This window comes from Pseudomonas sp. R11F (assembly GCF_050312575.1).
Taxonomy (GTDB): Bacteria; Pseudomonadota; Gammaproteobacteria; order Pseudomonadales; family Pseudomonadaceae; genus Aquipseudomonas; species Aquipseudomonas palleroniana.
The window spans coordinates 107528-124074 of sequence record NZ_JBNPJU010000036.1; the positions used below are offsets into that span (position 1 = coordinate 107528).

Sequence of the window (16547 nt, forward strand, 5' to 3'; positions counted from 1 at the left end):
CCGTCTTTTCCCGGTCGAGCATGCTCAAGGTCATGGTTTGCTCAGGGCGGCGCACAGGGTGTTGAGGTTGTATTCGAACAGCCCGGTGAAGGTGCTGGCCGGGCCTTCTGCGGCGAGGGCGTCGGAGTACAGCGTGCCGCCGATCTGCGCGCCGCTTTCGTCTGCAATCTGCTTGAGCAGGCGCGAGTCCTTGATGTTTTCCATGAACACGGCCTTGACCTTGTCTTTGCGGATCTGGGTGATCAGCGCGGCCACTTCGGCGGCCGAAGGCTCACGTTCCGTCGACAGGCCCTGAGGTGCCAGGAACTGGATGCCGTAGGCCTGGCCCAGGTAGCCGAACGCGTCATGGGAAGTGACGATGCGACGGTTGCCCGCTGGCAGTGCGCCGAATTTGGTTTTGGCTTCGGCCAGCAGGCGGTAGATCTCTTTCAGGTACGCCTGGCTGTTGCGCAGGTAATCGGCCTTGTTGGCCGGGTCGGCTGCCACCAGCGCCTTGGTGATGTTGTTCACGTAGATTTCGGCGTTGGCCAGGTTGTGCCAGGCATGTGGGTCGGGGATGGTTTCACCGTCTTCTTCCATGGTGTGGGAAATCACGCCTTTGCTGGCGGTGACCACGGTCGCCTTGGTTTCGGTGCTGGTCACCAGGCGGTCAAGCCACGGCTCGAAACCCAGGCCGTTCTTGATGATCAGCTTGGCCTTGAGCAGCGCCTTGGCGTCATCCGGGGTGGGCTCGTAGGTATGGGCGTCGGCGTCGGGGCCGACCATGTTGCTGATCTGGATATGATCGCCACCGATCTGGTGGGTGATGTCATCGAGAATACTGAAGCTGGTAACCACCTGGAGTTTGTCGGCGGCCTGGACCATCGACAGCGGTAGCAGCAGGCTGAACAGCACGAGTAGAGCGCGCATCGGGAAACACCTCATTGGGATGTAAGCAAAGGCGGGCGGCGCAGCAAGCCGTGCACCGGACCGAAGACCACGGACAGCAGGTACCCGCCGCCAGCCACCAGCACGATGGCCGGGCCGCTGGGTAGCGAGTAGTAGAACGACAACAACAGGCCCAACCACACCGACAGGCATCCCAGCACCGCCGAGACGGCGATCAACACCGGCAGGCGCCGGCTCCAGAAGCGTGAAGCGATGGCCGGCAGCATCATCAAGCCCACCACCATCAATGCGCCGATGGCCTGGAAGCCGATCACCAGGTTCAGCACCACCAGGGTCAGGAACAACCCGTGTGCGAGGGGGCCGAGGCGACTGACGGTTTGCAGGAACAGCGGGTCGAGGGTGTCCAGCAGCAGCGGCTTATAGATCATTGCCATGGCGACCAGGCTGAAACCGGAGACCCAGAGCATGCCTGTCAAAGTGGTTTCATCCACGGCCAGGGCGGAGCCGAACAGCAGGTGCAAGAGGTCCAGGCGCTTGCCGGCGAGGCCGAGGATCAGCACGCCGGCGGCGAGTGAGATGGGGTAGATGGCGGCGAGGCTGGCATCTTCACGCAGGCCGGTGCGGCGGGTGATCCATGCGGATAAACCCGCCATGCTCAGACCTGCGCCGAGGCCGCCGATGGTCAAGGCAGGCAGGCTGAGGCCGGCGAACCAGAAGCCCAGCGCGGCGCCGGGCAGGATGCCGTGGGCGACGGCGTCGCCGATCAGGCTCATGCGCCGCAGGATCAGGAATACCCCGAGCGGCGCTGTGCTGCAGGCGAGCACCAGGCCGCCGATCAGCGCGCGGCGCATGAAGACGAAGTCATGGAAGGGCATCCACAGGTGGGCGGTGAAATGCATCAAGCCACCTGCATGTGCGGTTGTGGGCGGATCAGTTCCTGGCTCGACCCGAACACGCAGCCAGTGCTTTTGATCTGCACCACTTGCTGGGTGTGATGGCGCACGGAGGCGAGGTCGTGACAAACGATAACCACGGTGCGGCCTTCCTCATGCCAGGCATGTACATGTTTCCAGCACAGCGCCTGGCCTTCTTCATCGAGCGCCGCGTGAGGCTCATCCAGCAGCAAGACTGGCGCCTCAGCCAGGCTCATGCGAGCGAGCAGTGCACGCTGCAATTCGCCACCCGACAACGCCATCAATGGGCGGTGCTCAAGGCCGCTGAGGCACCAGTCTTTCAGTACTGTTTGCAGACGCTGGCTGCGTTGCTGCGGGCTGAGCTGGGTGCCCCAGAAGCCGGCGGCGACCAACTCTTGCAGGCTGATGGGGAACTGGCGATCGAGGTGTTGTTGCTGGGGCAGGAACGACAAGCCGCCGCGGCGTGGCACCTCCACGCTGACTTTGCCGGCCAGCGGCTTTTGCAGGCCGGCGATGACTTTGAGCAGGCTGCTTTTGCCAGTGCCGTTGGCACCAATGATCCCTGTAAGGCTGCCTTTTGCCAGCGTGAGATCCAGGGCGGGCGTCAGTGGCTGGCCGGGAGCGCCCCAGCGTAAGGCGGTGCAGGTGATCATGCAGAGGGTCTCGTCCAGCGGCTTTCAGCCACGGCATCATGCGCGTGCAGGCTTTCGGCGTGGATCACTTTCAGGTGGAAGGCTTTGACGGCATCCGAGCGTTTCAAGGCGAGGTTCAGGCGGCGGGCGGCGTCTTCGCAGAACATCAGGTTCTGCCCGTTGGCCAGGGCGAAGGCTTGTTCGTCCGCTCGTTTCACTGCGGTCTGTACGGCGGTGCCCAGGGCGGCTTCTGCGTCATTGATCAGGTCAGTGAAGGGCAGGTGCTCGCCTTGCAGTTGAACGTGCAATTGGGCGCTGCTGCGTTGGCTATGGGGAGTGGCAACGATGCCGCTGGCGCTGCCGAGCCAGGTCAACACGTCCGCATGCTGCAACTGGGTATTGGCAAAATCCTGGAGAAATTGCTGCTGAATCAACTGCCTGGCGAGGGCTGCCGAGCATGGACAGGTTGAGGAGTAGGTAACGTCAATTTTTAGTTCCACGTGGAACATCTGGTTTTCCAGACGCGCTTCGATGCTCACCGGGTAGCTTTTCCAGCCGGCCAATGGACTGACGAGAGCCGGGCGTTTCAACAGCAGATCCGTGTGAATACGCAAGTAAGCGTTCTTAGATAATCCTTCATGACTGTCGAGAAAACGTTGAAGTACATTACGCAGAAGTGCAGGCGTAAGAAGCTGCTGATCCAGCATTTCCAGGGCCAGGTACAAGCGTGACATGTGAATGCCACGGGCCGCGCCATCGTCCAGGCTGACGCCGGCGTCGGCAATGGCGGTCAGACGTTGGCCATCGATAAGGATGGGCAGGGCGATGCCGCACATGCCCACCCAATCGAGTGGCAAGGCTTGGCGTGAAGCCTGCGCGGCAATATCCGGCAGAGTCAGCGCATTCATGGGCAGGTCCATCGTTGGAAATAAAAAGACATGTTATATTATAACTATTGAGTCGACGATGATTTTTCTGCTTCACCCTTTCTTCAGTCAAGTCGAGCAGGGACGCTCCTTTATTTGCGGTATTTGCCATGCACAGACGTCAGCTCCTTAACTTGCTGTTGGTCAGTCCCCTGTTCACCTTGCCTTTGGGGGCTTACGCCACGCAGATTCGCAATGCGCGCCTGTGGCGCTCGGATGACAAACTGCGGTTGGTGCTGGATCTCAGCGGTCCGGTGCAATACAAGACCTTTTCCCTGACCGCACCGGAACGGGTGATCATCGACCTGAGCGGTGCCGGGCTCGCGGGGGATTTTTCTCAGCTGGCATTGAAAAACAGCGGGATCACCTCGATCCGCTCCGGGCATTTCGGCAAAAACGACACCCGTATCGTGCTGGACCTGGCCGCGCCGATGCAGCTCAACAGCTTTCTCTTACCGCCGCAGGATGGCCAAGGTCACCGCCTGGTGCTGGACCTGACTAATGCCACCCACGCGCCTCGCCTGATTGCCTCAGAAACGGCGCCCCCAGCAGTTGCATCAGCGGCGACGGTAGATAAAGCGCACCCCAAGCGTGACATCATCGTGGTGGTTGACCCCGGCCACGGCGGCAAGGACCCAGGTGCCGTTGGCTCCAAAGGCCAGCGCGAAAAAGACGTGGTGCTGTCCATCGCGCAGTTGCTGGCTAAACGCTTGAAGCGCGAGAAGGGCTTTTCCGTGAAGCTGGTGCGCAATGACGACTTCTTCGTGCCGCTGCGCAAGCGCGTGGACATCGCCCGTCAGCACAAGGCCGATATGTTCATCTCGGTGCATGCCGATGCCGCGCCACGGCTGACGGCCTCCGGCGCGTCGGTGTATGCACTCTCCGAAGGGGGGGCTACCTCTGCCACGGCGCGCTTCATGGCTCAGCGCGAAAACGGCGCGGACCTGCTCGGCGCCACCACGTTGCTCAATCTCAAGGACAAGGATCCGATGCTGGCGGGGGTGATTCTTGATATGTCGATGAACGCCACCATCGCGTCCAGTCTGCAATTGGGCAGCTCGGTATTAGGCAGCCTGCAAAACATCACCACACTGCACCAGAAACGCGTCGAGCAGGCAGGCTTTGCAGTGCTCAAGTCACCGGATGTACCGTCGATCCTGGTGGAAACCGGGTTTATCTCCAACACTCAGGACGCTCAGCGGCTGGTGACGGCGCGTCATCAACAAGCGGTAGCAGATGGCCTGTTCGAAGGCTTGAAAAAATACTTCCAGAAGAACCCGCCGATGAACAGCTATATGGCCTGGGTTCAGGAGCAAAAGAACGGCCAGGTCTAACAACCGGTGATACGGCTGCACGTGAACTTGGCGCTGGCGCCACCTGAACTGGAGAACCGGTTGAGGGTGGTCCAGCCCACGCGCCGGGTGTAGCCGACCCACGCCTCACCATCGGACGCCAAACCGGTAAAGAACGTCAGCTGGCCGTAACGGCTGTTGGTCTGCGCCCAGTAGCGTTTGCCGATCACTTCGAACCCGCGCAAATACGTGGTGCTGCCGACAGTCGCCACGCTATAGGCGTTCCCCAATGGGTCCACACAGGCCAGCAAGTTGGCGCTGCGCGTGCAGTTGGCCAGCAGGCTCGGCGTTTGAGCGTGGGCTTGGCCTGCCGCAGCCAACAAGAGCGCGCACAACAGGTATTTCATCGGGGTTCTCGCAACAAGAGAGTGTTTCAGCATTGCGCCCTTCGTCGTAACGAGCAAGGGGGATTGGCTTATTTGTGTTGTTATACTATAACATTAAAAACCGCCTGACCCATGAACCGTTTCCCATGACTGAGCAAGACCTCCTGGCCCAACCGCCCGCCGATTACATGAATGAGGCCCAGCAAGGCTTCTTCCGCGAGCTGTTGCTGGCCCAGCGCAATGAGCTGCAAGCGCGTATCGACGCCGAGTTCCTGGCGTTACGCGAGCAGGAAACCAACAGCGACCCGGCGGATGTCGGCAGCGCCGAAGAACAGCGCCAATGGCAACTGCGCCTGCTGGAGCGCGAAAAGAAGCTATTGGACAAGATCGACGACGCCTTGGAGCGGCTGGCCCGCGGCGAATACGGCTGGTGCCGTGAAACCGGCGAGCCCATCGGCCTGCAACGTCTGCTGCTGCGTCCCACGGCCACCCTGTGTATCGAAGCCAAAGAACGTGAAGAGCTGCGCGAACGCCATAAACGGGCGATTTGACCGGCCACCCCTGATGAGGATTACCTGATGACCCACCGTCTTCCCGTTACTGTGTTGTCCGGCTTTCTCGGCGCCGGTAAAAGCACGCTGCTCAATTACGTCCTGCGCAACCGCGAAAACCTGCGGGTAGCCGTGATCGTCAACGACATGAGCGAAATCAACATTGATGGCAGCGAAGTTCAGCGTGACGTCACGCTCAATCGTGCCGAAGAAAAACTGGTGGAAATGAGCAACGGCTGCATCTGCTGCACCTTGCGTGAAGACTTGCTGGAAGAAGTCGGAAAACTCGCCAAGGAGGGTCGGTTCGATTACCTGCTGATCGAATCCACCGGCATTTCCGAACCGTTGCCCGTGGCTGAAACCTTCACCTTTCGCGATGAAAACGAGCAGAGCCTGGCCGATATTGCCCGCCTGGACACCATGGTCACGGTGGTCGACGGCATGAACTTCCTGCTCGACTACCAGGCTGCCGAAAGCCTGGCCTCGCGGGGCGAAACCCTGGGTGAAGAGGATGAGCGCTCCATCACCGACCTGTTGATCGAGCAGATCGAGTTCGCTGACGTGATCCTGATCAGCAAGATCGACTTGATCAGCAGTCGCGAGCGCGAAGAGCTGATGGCCATTCTTGAACGCCTGAACGCCCACGCGGAAATCATCCCGATGGTCATGGGCGAAGTGCCGTTAGCCAAGATCCTCAACACCGGCCGCTTCGACTTCGAGCGCGCCTCCCAGGCGCCGGGCTGGTTGCAGGAAATGCGCGGTGAGCATGTGCCAGAGACGCAGGAGTACGGCATTGCGTCCACGGCATACCGCGCGCGTCGTCCGTTTCATCCGCAGCGTTTTTTCGACTTTATCGACCGTCCGTGGGTCAACGGCAAGCTGCTGCGTTCCAAGGGTTTTTTCTGGCTGGCCAGCAAACATCAGGATGCAGGCAGTTGGTCTCAGGCGGGAGGGTTGATGCGCCATGGTTTCGCCGGTCGCTGGTGGCGTTTTGTGCCGAAAAGCCAATGGCCTCAAGATGAAGAAAGCATCGCGGCGATCATGGGCAACTGGCAATTGAGCACCGGCGACTGTCGCCAGGAGCTGGTCTTCATCGGCCAGAACATCGACTTCGCCCGGATGCTCGCCGAACTGGACGCGTGCCTGCTCACCGATGAAGAAATGGCCCTGGGCGTCGAAGGATGGCGTCAGTTGGTCGATCCCTTCGGCCCTTGGTATGAAGAGGTTGCAGCCTGATGCTCGCCCCGGTTATCACGCCGTTGCCGGTGATCCGCCAGACATGCGGCGAAACCCCACTGACGCTGGCCGACATTCTTGAAGACGGCGTCAACCTGGCACTCTGGCAGCGGCCATTACCGCTGCATATTGCTGAGTTTGGTGCCTTGCTGGTGGCGCTCAACGAGCCGTTGGCCGAGTCCCTGGTGATCGAGCTTAACCATGAGAATGCCGTACCGGACTTGCAGGGCTTGGCGTCCGGTTGCCGTGATCTGGAAGGCTACGAAGGTTTTATCGCCGATGTGTCGTGGCTGGTCAGCGCCTTTGCGTGTCTGCTGGGCGCCAAGCGGGTGGGGGTGCGCCTGCGGCTGTTGGACAAGGCCATGTGCCCACGTTTTCACGTCGACCACGTGCCGGTGCGACTGATCACCACCTATGCCGGGGTTGGTAGCCAATGGTTGCGCGAAGGCGAGATGGACCGCCGGAAACTGGGCCAGCCACAGGCCGAACCCGTCGAGCGCATCGAGCAGATTCACTGTGGCGAAGTCGCCCTGCTCAAGGGCACTAAATGGCATGGCAATGAAGGGCATGGCTTGATTCACCGCTCACCAGCGCTCAACGCAGATGAGCGACGGTTGATCCTGACGCTGGATTGGCTTGCATAACCGCGTAGGATCAAGCTTTCTACACGCCCTGAATGATTCCCCTCATGCTGCAGAACATTCCCACCCATGTGATTGCCGGGCCATTAGGGGCCGGCAAGACCAGCTTGATCAAGCATCTGCTTGCCCAGCGCCCGGCCAACGAACGTTGGGCCGTATTGATCAACGAGTTTGGACAGATCGGCCTGGACGCCGCTTTGCTCACCCAGGAGGACGATGGCATTGCCCTGGGCGAAGTGGCCGGAGGCTGCCTGTGTTGTGTGAACGGTGCACCTTTCCAAGTGGGCCTGGGCCGTTTGCTGCGTAAGGCCAAGCCGGATCGCTTGTTTATAGAGCCCTCGGGGCTGGGCCATCCGGCGCAATTACTCAAGCAACTGCGGGAAGCGCCCTGGCAACAGGTGTTGGCGGTGCAACCCTGTGTGCTGGTGCTGGACGCCCAGGCGTTGGCGGCGGGCAAAGTCTTGCCCGAAGCGCAACGAGAAACACTGGCCCATGCCGGCCTGCTGGTCCTGAACAAGGATGAGTCGCTGGATGCCGCTCAGCGCACGGCTATTGAACGACAACTGCCCGGCTGCCCGCTTTACTGGACCCAGCAGGCGCAACTGCCGTTGGCGCAATTGCCAGGCTTGAATTCAAATGCGACGACGGCTGTGGATAACATCCCAATGCCCAACCGTCTTGCGCAGATGCCGACCGTCTGGAACGACCCCGCGCAGCCTATCTGCCTGAGCCAATCTCAAGAGGGCGGCTGGAGCATCGGATGGCGCTGGCACCCTGGCCAGCAATTCGATACGCGGCGCCTGCATCAATGGCTGGCAAGCCTGGAATGGCGTCGTGCCAAGCTGGTTATCCACAGCGGCGAAGGCTGGGTTTCGGCTAACGCTGTGGATAACAGCCCGCTCATCTGGCAACCCAGCGAATGGCGGCGCGATTCACGCCTGGAATTGATTTTCAGCGAACCACAGGACGTGGCCGCGTTGCAGCATGCGCTGGCCGCCTGCCGTCAGTGACGGTGTTTGGTGGCATGGTCCTGACGCCACTGGCTCAGCTCAATCACCTCGGCGCTGGGCAGGGGAGTCTTGATCTCGAACGGGTAGGGCGCCAGTTCGATCTGGGCGCTGTGGGCGCCAAACTGGGTGATGGTCCCGGGATGACGGGTTTCACCGGTCACGGTGAACTCGAAGTTATAGATGCGTGCCAGACGCCGCCGACCGTTGGCATCCTTCACAAAACCGATGCGTTTCAACGCCACCGCGCCATCGAGCAGTTCGATGTCGAGCTTGGCGCAATGCTGTTTGACCCGTTCCAGCGCCCGCTCGCGCAGGCCGTGGTTGTGCCATACCCAGGCGGCACCCGTCGCCAGCAGCATCAACACAAAGATGTTTCCCAGGGTCAGCATGCGATGAACTCCAACAAAGTGAGAGCAGCTTAACTGTGTCGCTGGTCTGTCGTACAGGCTGCGTTTAGTCGCATACTGCCCGGCCAGAATTTCAATGGCTTTACGGAAATCTCCCGCATGAAACGCACACCTCATCTGCTTGCGATCCAGTCTCATGTGGTCTTTGGCCACGCCGGAAACAGCGCCGCCGTGTTCCCCATGCAGCGGGTCGGGGTGAATGTCTGGCCGCTCAACACGGTGCAGTTCTCCAACCACACTCAGTATGGCCAGTGGGCAGGAGAAGTGTTGGCGCCACAGCAAATTCCGGCGCTGGTGGAAGGTATTGCCGCGATTGGTGAGCTGGGTAACTGCGACGCGGTGCTGTCGGGTTACCTGGGCAGCGCCGCTCAGGGGCGTGCGATTCTCACCGGGGTGGCGCGCATCAAGGCCATCAACCCCAGGGCCTTGTACCTGTGCGACCCGGTGATGGGGCATCCGGAAAAAGGCTGCATCGTGCCTCAGGAAGTCAGCGATTTCCTGCTCGATGAAGCCGCTGCCATGGCAGATTTCCTGTGCCCCAACCAACTGGAGCTGGACAGCTTTGCCGGGCGCAAGCCGCAATCGTTGTTCGACTGCCTGGGCATGGCCAAGGCATTGCTGGCGCGGGGGCCGAAAGCGGTGCTGGTCAAGCACCTGGATTATCCGGGCAAACTCCCGGATGGCTTCGAGATGCTGCTGGTGACGGAGGAGGGTAGCTGGCATTTGCGCCGGCCGTTATTGGCTTTCCCGCGTCAGCCGGTGGGGGTGGGCGATCTGACGTCCGGGCTGTTCCTGGCGCGGGTGTTGTTGGGCGACAGCCTGTTGGCAGCCTTCGAGTTCACGGCGGCAGCGGTGCATGAAGTCCTGCTGGAAACCCAGGCCTGCGCCAGTTACGAGTTGGAACTGGTGCGAGCCCAGGATCGTATCGCTCATCCACGGGTGCGCTTCGAGGCTACACCGATCGGGCTGTGATCAAGCGTCAGCCTTGATTTCCTGGTAGCGCTTTTCCAGCTCCTGGCGGATCTGCCGGCGCTGCTGGGCCTGCACGAACCGGCGTTTGTCTTCGCTGTTCTGTGGCTGCAGCGGCGGTACGGCGGCAGGTTTGCGCTGGTCGTCCACGGCCACCATGGTGAAGAAGCAGCTGTTGGTGTGACGCACCGAGCGCTCACGGATGTTCTCGGTCACCACTTTGATGCCCACCTCCATTGAGGTGTTGCCGGTGTAGTTGACCGAGGCGAGGAAGGTCACCAGCTCGCCGACATGGATCGGTTCGCGAAAAATCACTTGGTCGACCGACAGCGTGACGACATAGCGCCCGGCATAACGGCTCGCGCAGGCGTAAGCCACTTCGTCGAGGTATTTGAGCAGGGTGCCGCCGTGGACATTGCCTGAGAAGTTGGCCATGTCAGGGGTCATCAATACCGTCATCGACAGCTGGGCGTTTCCGGGTTCCATAGCACACTCACGGGTTGTAGGCATCGGTTGGGGGGCACCTCTGCGGGTGCTGAAATCTTTGCAGCGCTCTCCCTAACGGGACGCCGGTGGGCGGCTCGCCGTCACGCCGGGACCGATCTGTTTCCATATATTGCACCGGCTTTCTGTCGGAAGTCGCGGTGTTAACCTTCAAAAGCCCATCTCAGGGCATTTCTTACGATCAAGGCAGACTTTTCCCTCCGCACTTTGCGACAGTTCAAAGGCGCGGGTGGAAGTGGGAAAAGCGCCGGTACCTCAAGGAGCCCCTCGCCATGCACGCCATCAGCTTTATCCAGGATCTGGCCGTGATCATGCTGGTGGCAGGGGTTGTTACCATCCTGTTTCATCGCCTCAAGCAGCCGGTGGTGCTGGGTTACATCGTCGCCGGCTTCATCATCGGCCCGCATACCCCGCCGTTCGGCCTGATCCACGACGAAGACACCATCAAGACCCTCGCCGAGCTGGGGGTGATCTTCCTGATGTTCTGCCTGGGCCTGGAGTTCAGCCTGCGCAAGCTGTTCAAGGTGGGTGCCACGGCGTTTATCGCAGCCTTCCTGGAGATCATCCTGATGGTCTGGATCGGCTACGAAATCGGCCGCTGGTTTGACTGGAACACCATGGACTCGCTGTTCCTCGGCGCGATCCTGGCGATCTCCTCGACCACCATCATCGTCAAGGCGCTCAATGACCTGAAGATGAAAAACCAGCGTTTCGCCCAGTTGATCTTCGGTGTGCTGATCGTCGAAGACATTCTTGGCATCGGCATTATCGCCTTGCTGTCGAGCATTGCCGTCAGTGGCACGGTCAGTTCCGGTGAGGTGTTCTCCACCGTGGGCAAGCTTTCACTGTTCATGATTGTGGCGCTGGTCATCGGCATTTTGCTGGTGCCACGCCTGCTGGCCTACGTGGCCCAGTTCGACAGCAATGAAATGCTGCTGATCACCGTGCTGGGCCTGTGTTTCGGCTTTTGCCTGCTGGTGGTCAAGCTCGAATACAGCATGGTGCTGGGGGCGTTCCTGATCGGTGCGATCATGGCCGAATCCAGGCAGTTGCTTAAGATCGAACGCCTGATCGAGCCTGTTCGCGACATGTTCAGCGCGATTTTCTTTGTAGCCATCGGCCTGATGATCGACCCCCAGATCCTGCTGCAGTACGCCTGGCCGATTGCGGTGATCACCGTAGCCGTGGTGCTGGGCAAGATGCTTTCCTGCGGCCTGGGCGCCTTTATCGCCGGCAATGATGGGCGCACTTCCTTGCGGGTGGGCATGGGGCTGTCACAAATTGGCGAGTTTTCCTTCATCATCGCGGCGCTGGGGATGACGCTTCAGGTGACCAGCGATTTCCTGTATCCGGTCGCAGTGGCCGTGTCGGCGATCACCACGCTGCTTACGCCGTACTTGATTCGCGGGGCCGACCCACTGTCGTTGAAGCTTGCTGCGGTGATGCCCAAGCGCCTGGGCCGGGTGTTCGGGATGTATGGCGAATGGTTGCGCAGCATTCAGCCCCAAGGGGAAGGCGCGATGCTGGCGTCGATGATCCGCAAGATCATCCTGCAGGTGGGAGTGAACCTGGCGCTCGTGGTGGCGATCTTCTTCGCCGGCAGCTTTTTTGCGGTACGTATCGGTGGGTATCTGCAGGGTTGGATCAGTGATCCGAGCTGGCAGAAGGCGTTGATCTGGGGGGGAGCATTGCTGCTGTCGTTGCCGTTTTTGATTGCGGCGTATCGCAAGCTCAAGGCGCTGTCGATGTTACTGGCGGAGATGAGCGTGAAACCGGAGATGGCCGGGCGGCATACCCAGCGTGTACGACGGGTGATCGCCGAACTGATCCCGATCCTGTCGTTGCTGGTGATCTTCCTGCTGTTGGCAGCCTTGTCGGCCAGTATCCTGCCGACCAACAAGCTACTGGTATTGATAGCCGTGGTGACTGCGGCGGTGGCGGCGGTGCTCTGGCGGTGGTTCATCCGCGTGCATACGCGGATGCAGGTCGCCTTGCTGGAGACGCTGGATAACCACAAGGATACGCCGGAGCACTAGAGGTCAGGAAACGGGGCTCAGCTTTCCAGCCACACGTCCCGTGCCCAGTGCCACACCGACTCCCAGGTTTCTTCGGTGACGAGTTCTTCTTCGCCGGACCACAGCACCACGGTGCCGTCTTCTTCGACGCAGTAGTAGTCGTCGCCGTCCTGGCAGATCGGAATCAGGCTGCGGTCAACCCCGGCATCCCAGGCATTTGCGGCCACGTCGGGCAGGTAGGTATGAGATTGCGGGTCAGTCACGGTCACGGGCTCGAGGCTGCCGTACACCACGTCGCTGACGGTCAGCAGGAATTCGCGGAAGACAAACGGGATATCGATGAACAGCTGTTCCTCGATTTCCACCAACTGGTCTTCGTCAGGCAGTTCCAGAGGAACCGGGACCGGTTCATTGGCTTCACGCAATTGTTCGATGATTTCTTCCACGGCCGGGATCCTCTTGCTAGTTGGCGCGGTTTATAGAGGCGTTTTATACAGTAGCTCGCTATAAGTGCAACCGTGAAATAGAAAACCCCGGAACAGGTCCGGGGTTTTATTACCAAGTGCTCAAGCGCGCAGTTATCAGCCGTTCTGGCGGATACCTGCGACCAGCCAAGGCTGGTTGTCGCCTTGGACGCGTTCCATGTTCCAGCTTTCGCTGAACACTTCGCCCTGGTCGAAACGCGAGGTCTTCGACACGCCACTGAAGGTCAGGGTGGCGATGGTCTTGTCGGCGCGATCATCCACACCGTCCAGCTGGACGCGCAGGTCGTCGATGTAGGTCGACAGGAAGCCGTCGCCCAGATCGGCGCGTTCGCGCTTGAGGAACTCCAGCAACTGCGGGGTCACGAACTCGGCGATCTTGTCCATTTCGTTGGCGTCCCAGTGTTGCTGCAGGGACTGGAAGTGGTTGCGGGCAGCTTCGACGAAGCGTTCTTCGTTGAACCAGGCGGGTGCATTGATGACCGGGCGTGCGGACGCAGGAGCAGCCGAACCACCGAAGATCGAACCCATGGCAGGTTTTTGTTCGAACACTTCACGCTGCATCGGCGCGCCGGCTGGAGCCAGGTGCTCCTGTTGCTTGCGTCGACGAGCGGCGATAAAGCGGAAGATCACAAAGGCGATGACCGCCAGGATCAGGATGTCGAAAATCTGCATGCCCTGGAAGCCGCCACCCATGAACATGGAGGCGAGCAGGCCGCCGGCGGCGATACCGGCCAGAGGGCCCAACCAGCGCGAAGCACCGCCGGCCTTGGCAGCAGCGCCCGCGGCACCGGCTGCACCAGCGGTTGCGGCAGCGCCGCCCATGCCGCCGGCGGACGGAGCCATCTGGCTGGTCTGGTGAGTCGGTGCCGAGCCCATGCTTTTGCCGCCACCGAAGCGTTTGGCGTTGGCGTCGAGGCTCATCGTCAGGCCGATGCACAACGCCATGGCGATGCTAAGAAAACGTTTCATAAAGGGAATTCCCATTTGTGGATTGCACGCGCGCCATGTTGCACAGGTGTCGTGACAGTGGCTAGCGACATAATGTTTCGGGCTTTTGCGTAAGACCGATTCCGAAGGGTCTGTAGGACTAGTTACAGATATTGGCCCGCAACGCCGAAAAACAAGGGAGGGCCAGGACTCCTCACACCGATCGTTCCCACGCTCCGCGTGGGAATGCCTCATGTGACGCTCCGCGTCACGACCTGAACGGCGGACGCAGAGCGTCAGGGCTGCATTCCCACGCAGATCGTGGGAATGATCAGACGGCTTCGAGCTTCGCGTAACCCATCATCAGCCACTTGCTGCCTTCGGCGAAATTCACCTGTACCCGTGCCTGGGCGCCGGCGCCTTCGAAGTTGAGGATCACGCCTTCACCAAAGATCGCGTGCCTGACCTGCTGGCCAAGGCTGAATGGTGTTTCCGGAATGTCCGAACCGGCAAACATGCTGCTGGAGTTCTGCTGCTGGCCGCCGCCGAACGGGCGGCTGACGCTGTTGGACAGGCGCACTTCCTGAACCAGGCCTTTGGGCACTTCACGTACGAAGCGCGACACCTTGTTGTAGGTCTCGCTACCGTAGAGGCGTCGAGTCTCGGCGTAGGTCATCACCAGGTTCTGCATCGCGCGAGTGATGCCCACGTAGGCCAGCCGGCGTTCTTCCTCAAGGCGACCGGGCTCTTCCAGGCTCATTTTGTGCGGGAACAGGCCTTCTTCCATGCCCACCAGGAACACATAGGGGAACTCCAGGCCCTTGGCGCTGTGCAAGGTCATCAACTGGATACTGTCTTCATGCTCATCGGCCTGGGTATCGCCGGCCTCCAGCGAAGCATGCCCAAGGAAAGCGGCGAGCGGCGTCAGCTCTTCGTCTTCCTCGGTGTTTTCGAAGGCGCGGGCGGCGCTGACCAGTTCCTCAAGGTTTTCTACCCGAGCCTGGCCTTTCTCGCCTTTCTCCGCTTCGTGATAGGCGATCAGCCCGGATTGTTCGATCACGGTCTGGGTCATCAAGTGCAGCGGCATGTCGGCACACTTGGCGGCCAGGTTCTCGATCAGCTCGACAAACACGCCCAACGCGCTGGCGGCGCGGCCGGTGAGGCCTTTATTGGCGATCAGCAGGCGCATGGATTCCCACATCGACACATCGGCATGGCGCGCATGGTCGCGAATTGCTTCGACGGTTTTTTCGCCGATGCCACGGGCCGGGATATTGATCACCCGCTCCAGCGCCGCATCGTTGCCACGACCTTCCAGCAGGCGCAGGTAGGCCATGGCATTCTTGATTTCCGCGCGCTCGAAGAAGCGCTGGCCACCATAGATGCGGTACGGGATACGCTCGCGCAGCAAGGCTTCTTCGAGTACCCGCGATTGGGCGTTGGAGCGATACAGAATCGCGATATCACTGCGTGCCAGGCCGGTTTTCAGCGCGCTTTCGATGGTTTCCACCACGTAGCGGGCCTCATCGTGCTCGTTGAACGCGGCGTACAGGTTGATCGCCTCGCCTTCGCCGCCATCGGTCCACAGCTCTTTGCCCAGGCGCCCGGTGTTGTTGGCGATCAAGGCGTTGGCGGCCTTGAGGATACCGGCGGTGGAGCGGTAGTTCTGCTCCAGGCGGATGGTGACCGCGTCCGGGAAGTCTTCGGAATACTGGTAGATATTCTCGATTTTCGCGCCACGCCAGCCGTAGATCGACTGGTCGTCGTCACCGACCACCATCAGGCTGTCGCCACCTTTGGCCAGCAGGCGCAACCAGGCGTACTGCACGGCGTTGGTGTCCTGGAACTCGTCCACCAGGATGTGGCGGAAGCGTTTCTGGTAATGGGCCAGCAAGCCTGGGTTGTCACGCCACAGGTCAAGGGCGCGCAGCAGCAGTTCGGAGAAGTCGATGACACCGGCGCGCACGCAGGCCGCCTCGTAGGCTTCATAGATACTGCGCATGGTGGCCAGGAACAAATCGCCGCTGGCCTGGATATGTTGCGGGCGCAAGCCCTCGTCTTTCTGCCCGTTGATGAACCATTGCGCCTGTCGCGCCGGCCAACGCTGTTCATCGAGGCCCAGTTCACGGATCACCCGCTTGACCAGGCGTTGCTGGTCGTCACTGTCGAGGATCTGGAAGGTCTGGCTCAGGCCCGCTTCCTGCCAATGTGCCCGCAACAGGCGGTGCGCCAGGCCGTGGAACGTGCCCACCCACATGCCGGCCGGGCTGATGCCCATCAACTGCTCGATGCGATGGCGCATTTCGGCAGCGGCCTTGTTGGTGAACGTCACCGACAGGATGGAATGCGGGGACGCGTTCTCGACCTGGATCAACCAGGCGATACGGTGCACCAGCACTCGGGTTTTACCGGAGCCAGCACCGGCCAGGACCAACTGACGGCCAACGGGGGCCGCTACGGCCTGGCGTTGGGCATCGTTGAGGGAGTTCAGCAAAAGAGAGAGATCATCGCGCATCGGCGCATTCTAGGGTGCTGGGGGGAGACGGGCAAATCCCAATGCCGGGTGGTCGATGCAATGTGTCAGGCGCGGCGACGACCGGCTGTCATTGCGCCGCTGGTGATGACCGGTTGGTCATGGGCCGCAACCCGCGCAGCGTCTCGCTCAAGCGGTGCAGCCTCGATCTTTGCACACAAACATCGAGCGGCTTTTATGACATGGAGCAGTTTGGCCCACGCGTTTGCTTGTGTATGCTCCGTCGACGTT

Annotated in this window: 17 protein-coding genes; 7 read left to right on the forward strand and 10 right to left on the reverse strand. The window is 60.7% G+C overall.

Features of this window, described 5'->3' with window-relative positions:
* Positions 1 to 30 precede the first annotated feature (30 nt).
* The 4 genes from ACQRBV_RS09430 to folE2 are packed head-to-tail and all read right to left on the reverse strand — an operon-like array spanning position 31 to position 3342.
* Positions 31 to 909, reverse strand: coding sequence for a metal ABC transporter substrate-binding protein (locus ACQRBV_RS09430; RefSeq protein WP_060756603.1), 879 nt, complete (start codon positions 907 to 909; stop codon positions 31 to 33).
* An 11-nt stretch (positions 910 to 920) separates the two neighbouring features.
* The gene (locus ACQRBV_RS09435) at positions 921 to 1787 is read right to left on the reverse strand and encodes a metal ABC transporter permease (RefSeq protein ID WP_411984889.1); all 867 of its coding nucleotides are present in this window, start codon (positions 1785 to 1787) and stop codon (positions 921 to 923) included.
* The gene (locus ACQRBV_RS09440) at positions 1787 to 2455 is read right to left on the reverse strand and encodes a metal ABC transporter ATP-binding protein (RefSeq protein ID WP_060756605.1); all 669 of its coding nucleotides are present in this window, start codon (positions 2453 to 2455) and stop codon (positions 1787 to 1789) included. The genes ACQRBV_RS09435 and ACQRBV_RS09440 overlap by 1 nt, the downstream gene beginning before the upstream one ends.
* Positions 2452 to 3342, reverse strand: coding sequence for a GTP cyclohydrolase FolE2 (gene folE2, locus ACQRBV_RS09445; RefSeq protein ID WP_411984890.1), 891 nt, complete (start codon positions 3340 to 3342; stop codon positions 2452 to 2454). The genes ACQRBV_RS09440 and folE2 overlap by 4 nt, the downstream gene beginning before the upstream one ends.
* 128 nt (positions 3343 to 3470) lie before the next feature.
* Between folE2 and ACQRBV_RS09450 the strand changes: the two genes are divergently transcribed.
* A complete protein-coding gene (locus ACQRBV_RS09450; RefSeq protein WP_198761054.1) occupies positions 3471 to 4694 on the forward strand; it encodes an N-acetylmuramoyl-L-alanine amidase in 1224 nt (407 codons plus the stop codon).
* On the opposite strand, the gene ACQRBV_RS09455 is transcribed toward ACQRBV_RS09450, so the two are convergent.
* A complete protein-coding gene (locus ACQRBV_RS09455) occupies positions 4691 to 5059 on the reverse strand; it encodes a glutamine synthetase (RefSeq protein WP_244384804.1) in 369 nt (122 codons plus the stop codon). The genes ACQRBV_RS09450 and ACQRBV_RS09455 overlap by 4 nt on opposite strands.
* A gap of 125 nt (positions 5060 to 5184) precedes the next feature.
* Between ACQRBV_RS09455 and dksA the strand changes: the two genes are divergently transcribed.
* Genes dksA through ACQRBV_RS09475 form a run of 4 tightly spaced genes read left to right on the forward strand, consistent with a single transcriptional unit; the run spans position 5185 to position 8476 of the window.
* A complete protein-coding gene (gene dksA / locus ACQRBV_RS09460) occupies positions 5185 to 5589 on the forward strand; it encodes an RNA polymerase-binding protein DksA (protein ID WP_060756609.1) in 405 nt (134 codons plus the stop codon).
* 27 nt (positions 5590 to 5616) lie between these two features.
* The gene (gene zigA / locus ACQRBV_RS09465) at positions 5617 to 6825 is read left to right on the forward strand and encodes a zinc metallochaperone GTPase ZigA (RefSeq protein ID WP_411984891.1); all 1209 of its coding nucleotides are present in this window, start codon (positions 5617 to 5619) and stop codon (positions 6823 to 6825) included.
* Positions 6825 to 7469 carry a DUF1826 domain-containing protein gene (locus ACQRBV_RS09470; RefSeq protein ID WP_411984892.1) on the forward strand — a complete coding sequence of 215 codons (645 nt, stop codon included), beginning with the start codon at positions 6825 to 6827 and terminating at the stop codon, positions 7467 to 7469. The genes zigA and ACQRBV_RS09470 overlap by 1 nt, the downstream gene beginning before the upstream one ends.
* A gap of 44 nt (positions 7470 to 7513) precedes the next feature.
* Positions 7514 to 8476, forward strand: a complete 963-nt coding sequence (locus tag ACQRBV_RS09475; RefSeq protein ID WP_411984893.1) for a CobW family GTP-binding protein — start codon at positions 7514 to 7516, stop codon at positions 8474 to 8476.
* On the opposite strand, the gene ACQRBV_RS09480 is transcribed toward ACQRBV_RS09475, so the two are convergent.
* Complete coding sequence (locus ACQRBV_RS09480) at positions 8470 to 8865, reverse strand: DUF3301 domain-containing protein (RefSeq protein ID WP_060756613.1); 396 nt, start codon at positions 8863 to 8865, stop codon at positions 8470 to 8472. The two genes, ACQRBV_RS09475 and ACQRBV_RS09480, sit on opposite strands and share 7 nt — an antisense overlap.
* A gap of 117 nt (positions 8866 to 8982) precedes the next feature.
* Here ACQRBV_RS09480 and pdxY point away from each other — a divergent pair, with 117 nt between their 5' ends.
* Positions 8983 to 9855 (forward strand): pyridoxal kinase PdxY, encoded by an 873-nt coding sequence (pdxY, locus tag ACQRBV_RS09485; RefSeq protein WP_411984894.1) that lies wholly within the window; start codon positions 8983 to 8985, stop codon positions 9853 to 9855.
* On the opposite strand, the gene ACQRBV_RS09490 is transcribed toward pdxY, so the two are convergent.
* Positions 9856 to 10338 carry an acyl-CoA thioesterase gene (locus tag ACQRBV_RS09490; RefSeq protein ID WP_016978672.1) on the reverse strand — a complete coding sequence of 161 codons (483 nt, stop codon included), beginning with the start codon at positions 10336 to 10338 and terminating at the stop codon, positions 9856 to 9858.
* Between the two features lie 290 nt (positions 10339 to 10628).
* Between ACQRBV_RS09490 and ACQRBV_RS09495 the strand changes: the two genes are divergently transcribed.
* A complete protein-coding gene (locus ACQRBV_RS09495) occupies positions 10629 to 12392 on the forward strand; it encodes a cation:proton antiporter (protein ID WP_060756615.1) in 1764 nt (587 codons plus the stop codon).
* A gap of 17 nt (positions 12393 to 12409) precedes the next feature.
* Here ACQRBV_RS09495 and ACQRBV_RS09500 read toward each other — a convergent pair whose 3' ends face one another.
* The 3 genes from ACQRBV_RS09500 to uvrD all read right to left on the reverse strand — a co-directional run bounded on the left by ACQRBV_RS09500 (position 12410) and on the right by uvrD (position 16298).
* Positions 12410 to 12817, reverse strand: coding sequence for an SMI1/KNR4 family protein (locus tag ACQRBV_RS09500; protein ID WP_411984895.1), 408 nt, complete (start codon positions 12815 to 12817; stop codon positions 12410 to 12412).
* 135 nt (positions 12818 to 12952) lie between these two features.
* Positions 12953 to 13825 (reverse strand): Tim44 domain-containing protein, encoded by an 873-nt coding sequence (locus ACQRBV_RS09505; RefSeq protein ID WP_411984896.1) that lies wholly within the window; start codon positions 13823 to 13825, stop codon positions 12953 to 12955.
* A 289-nt stretch (positions 13826 to 14114) separates the two neighbouring features.
* A complete protein-coding gene (gene uvrD / locus ACQRBV_RS09510) occupies positions 14115 to 16298 on the reverse strand; it encodes a DNA helicase II (RefSeq protein WP_060756618.1) in 2184 nt (727 codons plus the stop codon).
* Positions 16299 to 16547: the final 249 nt, after the last annotated feature.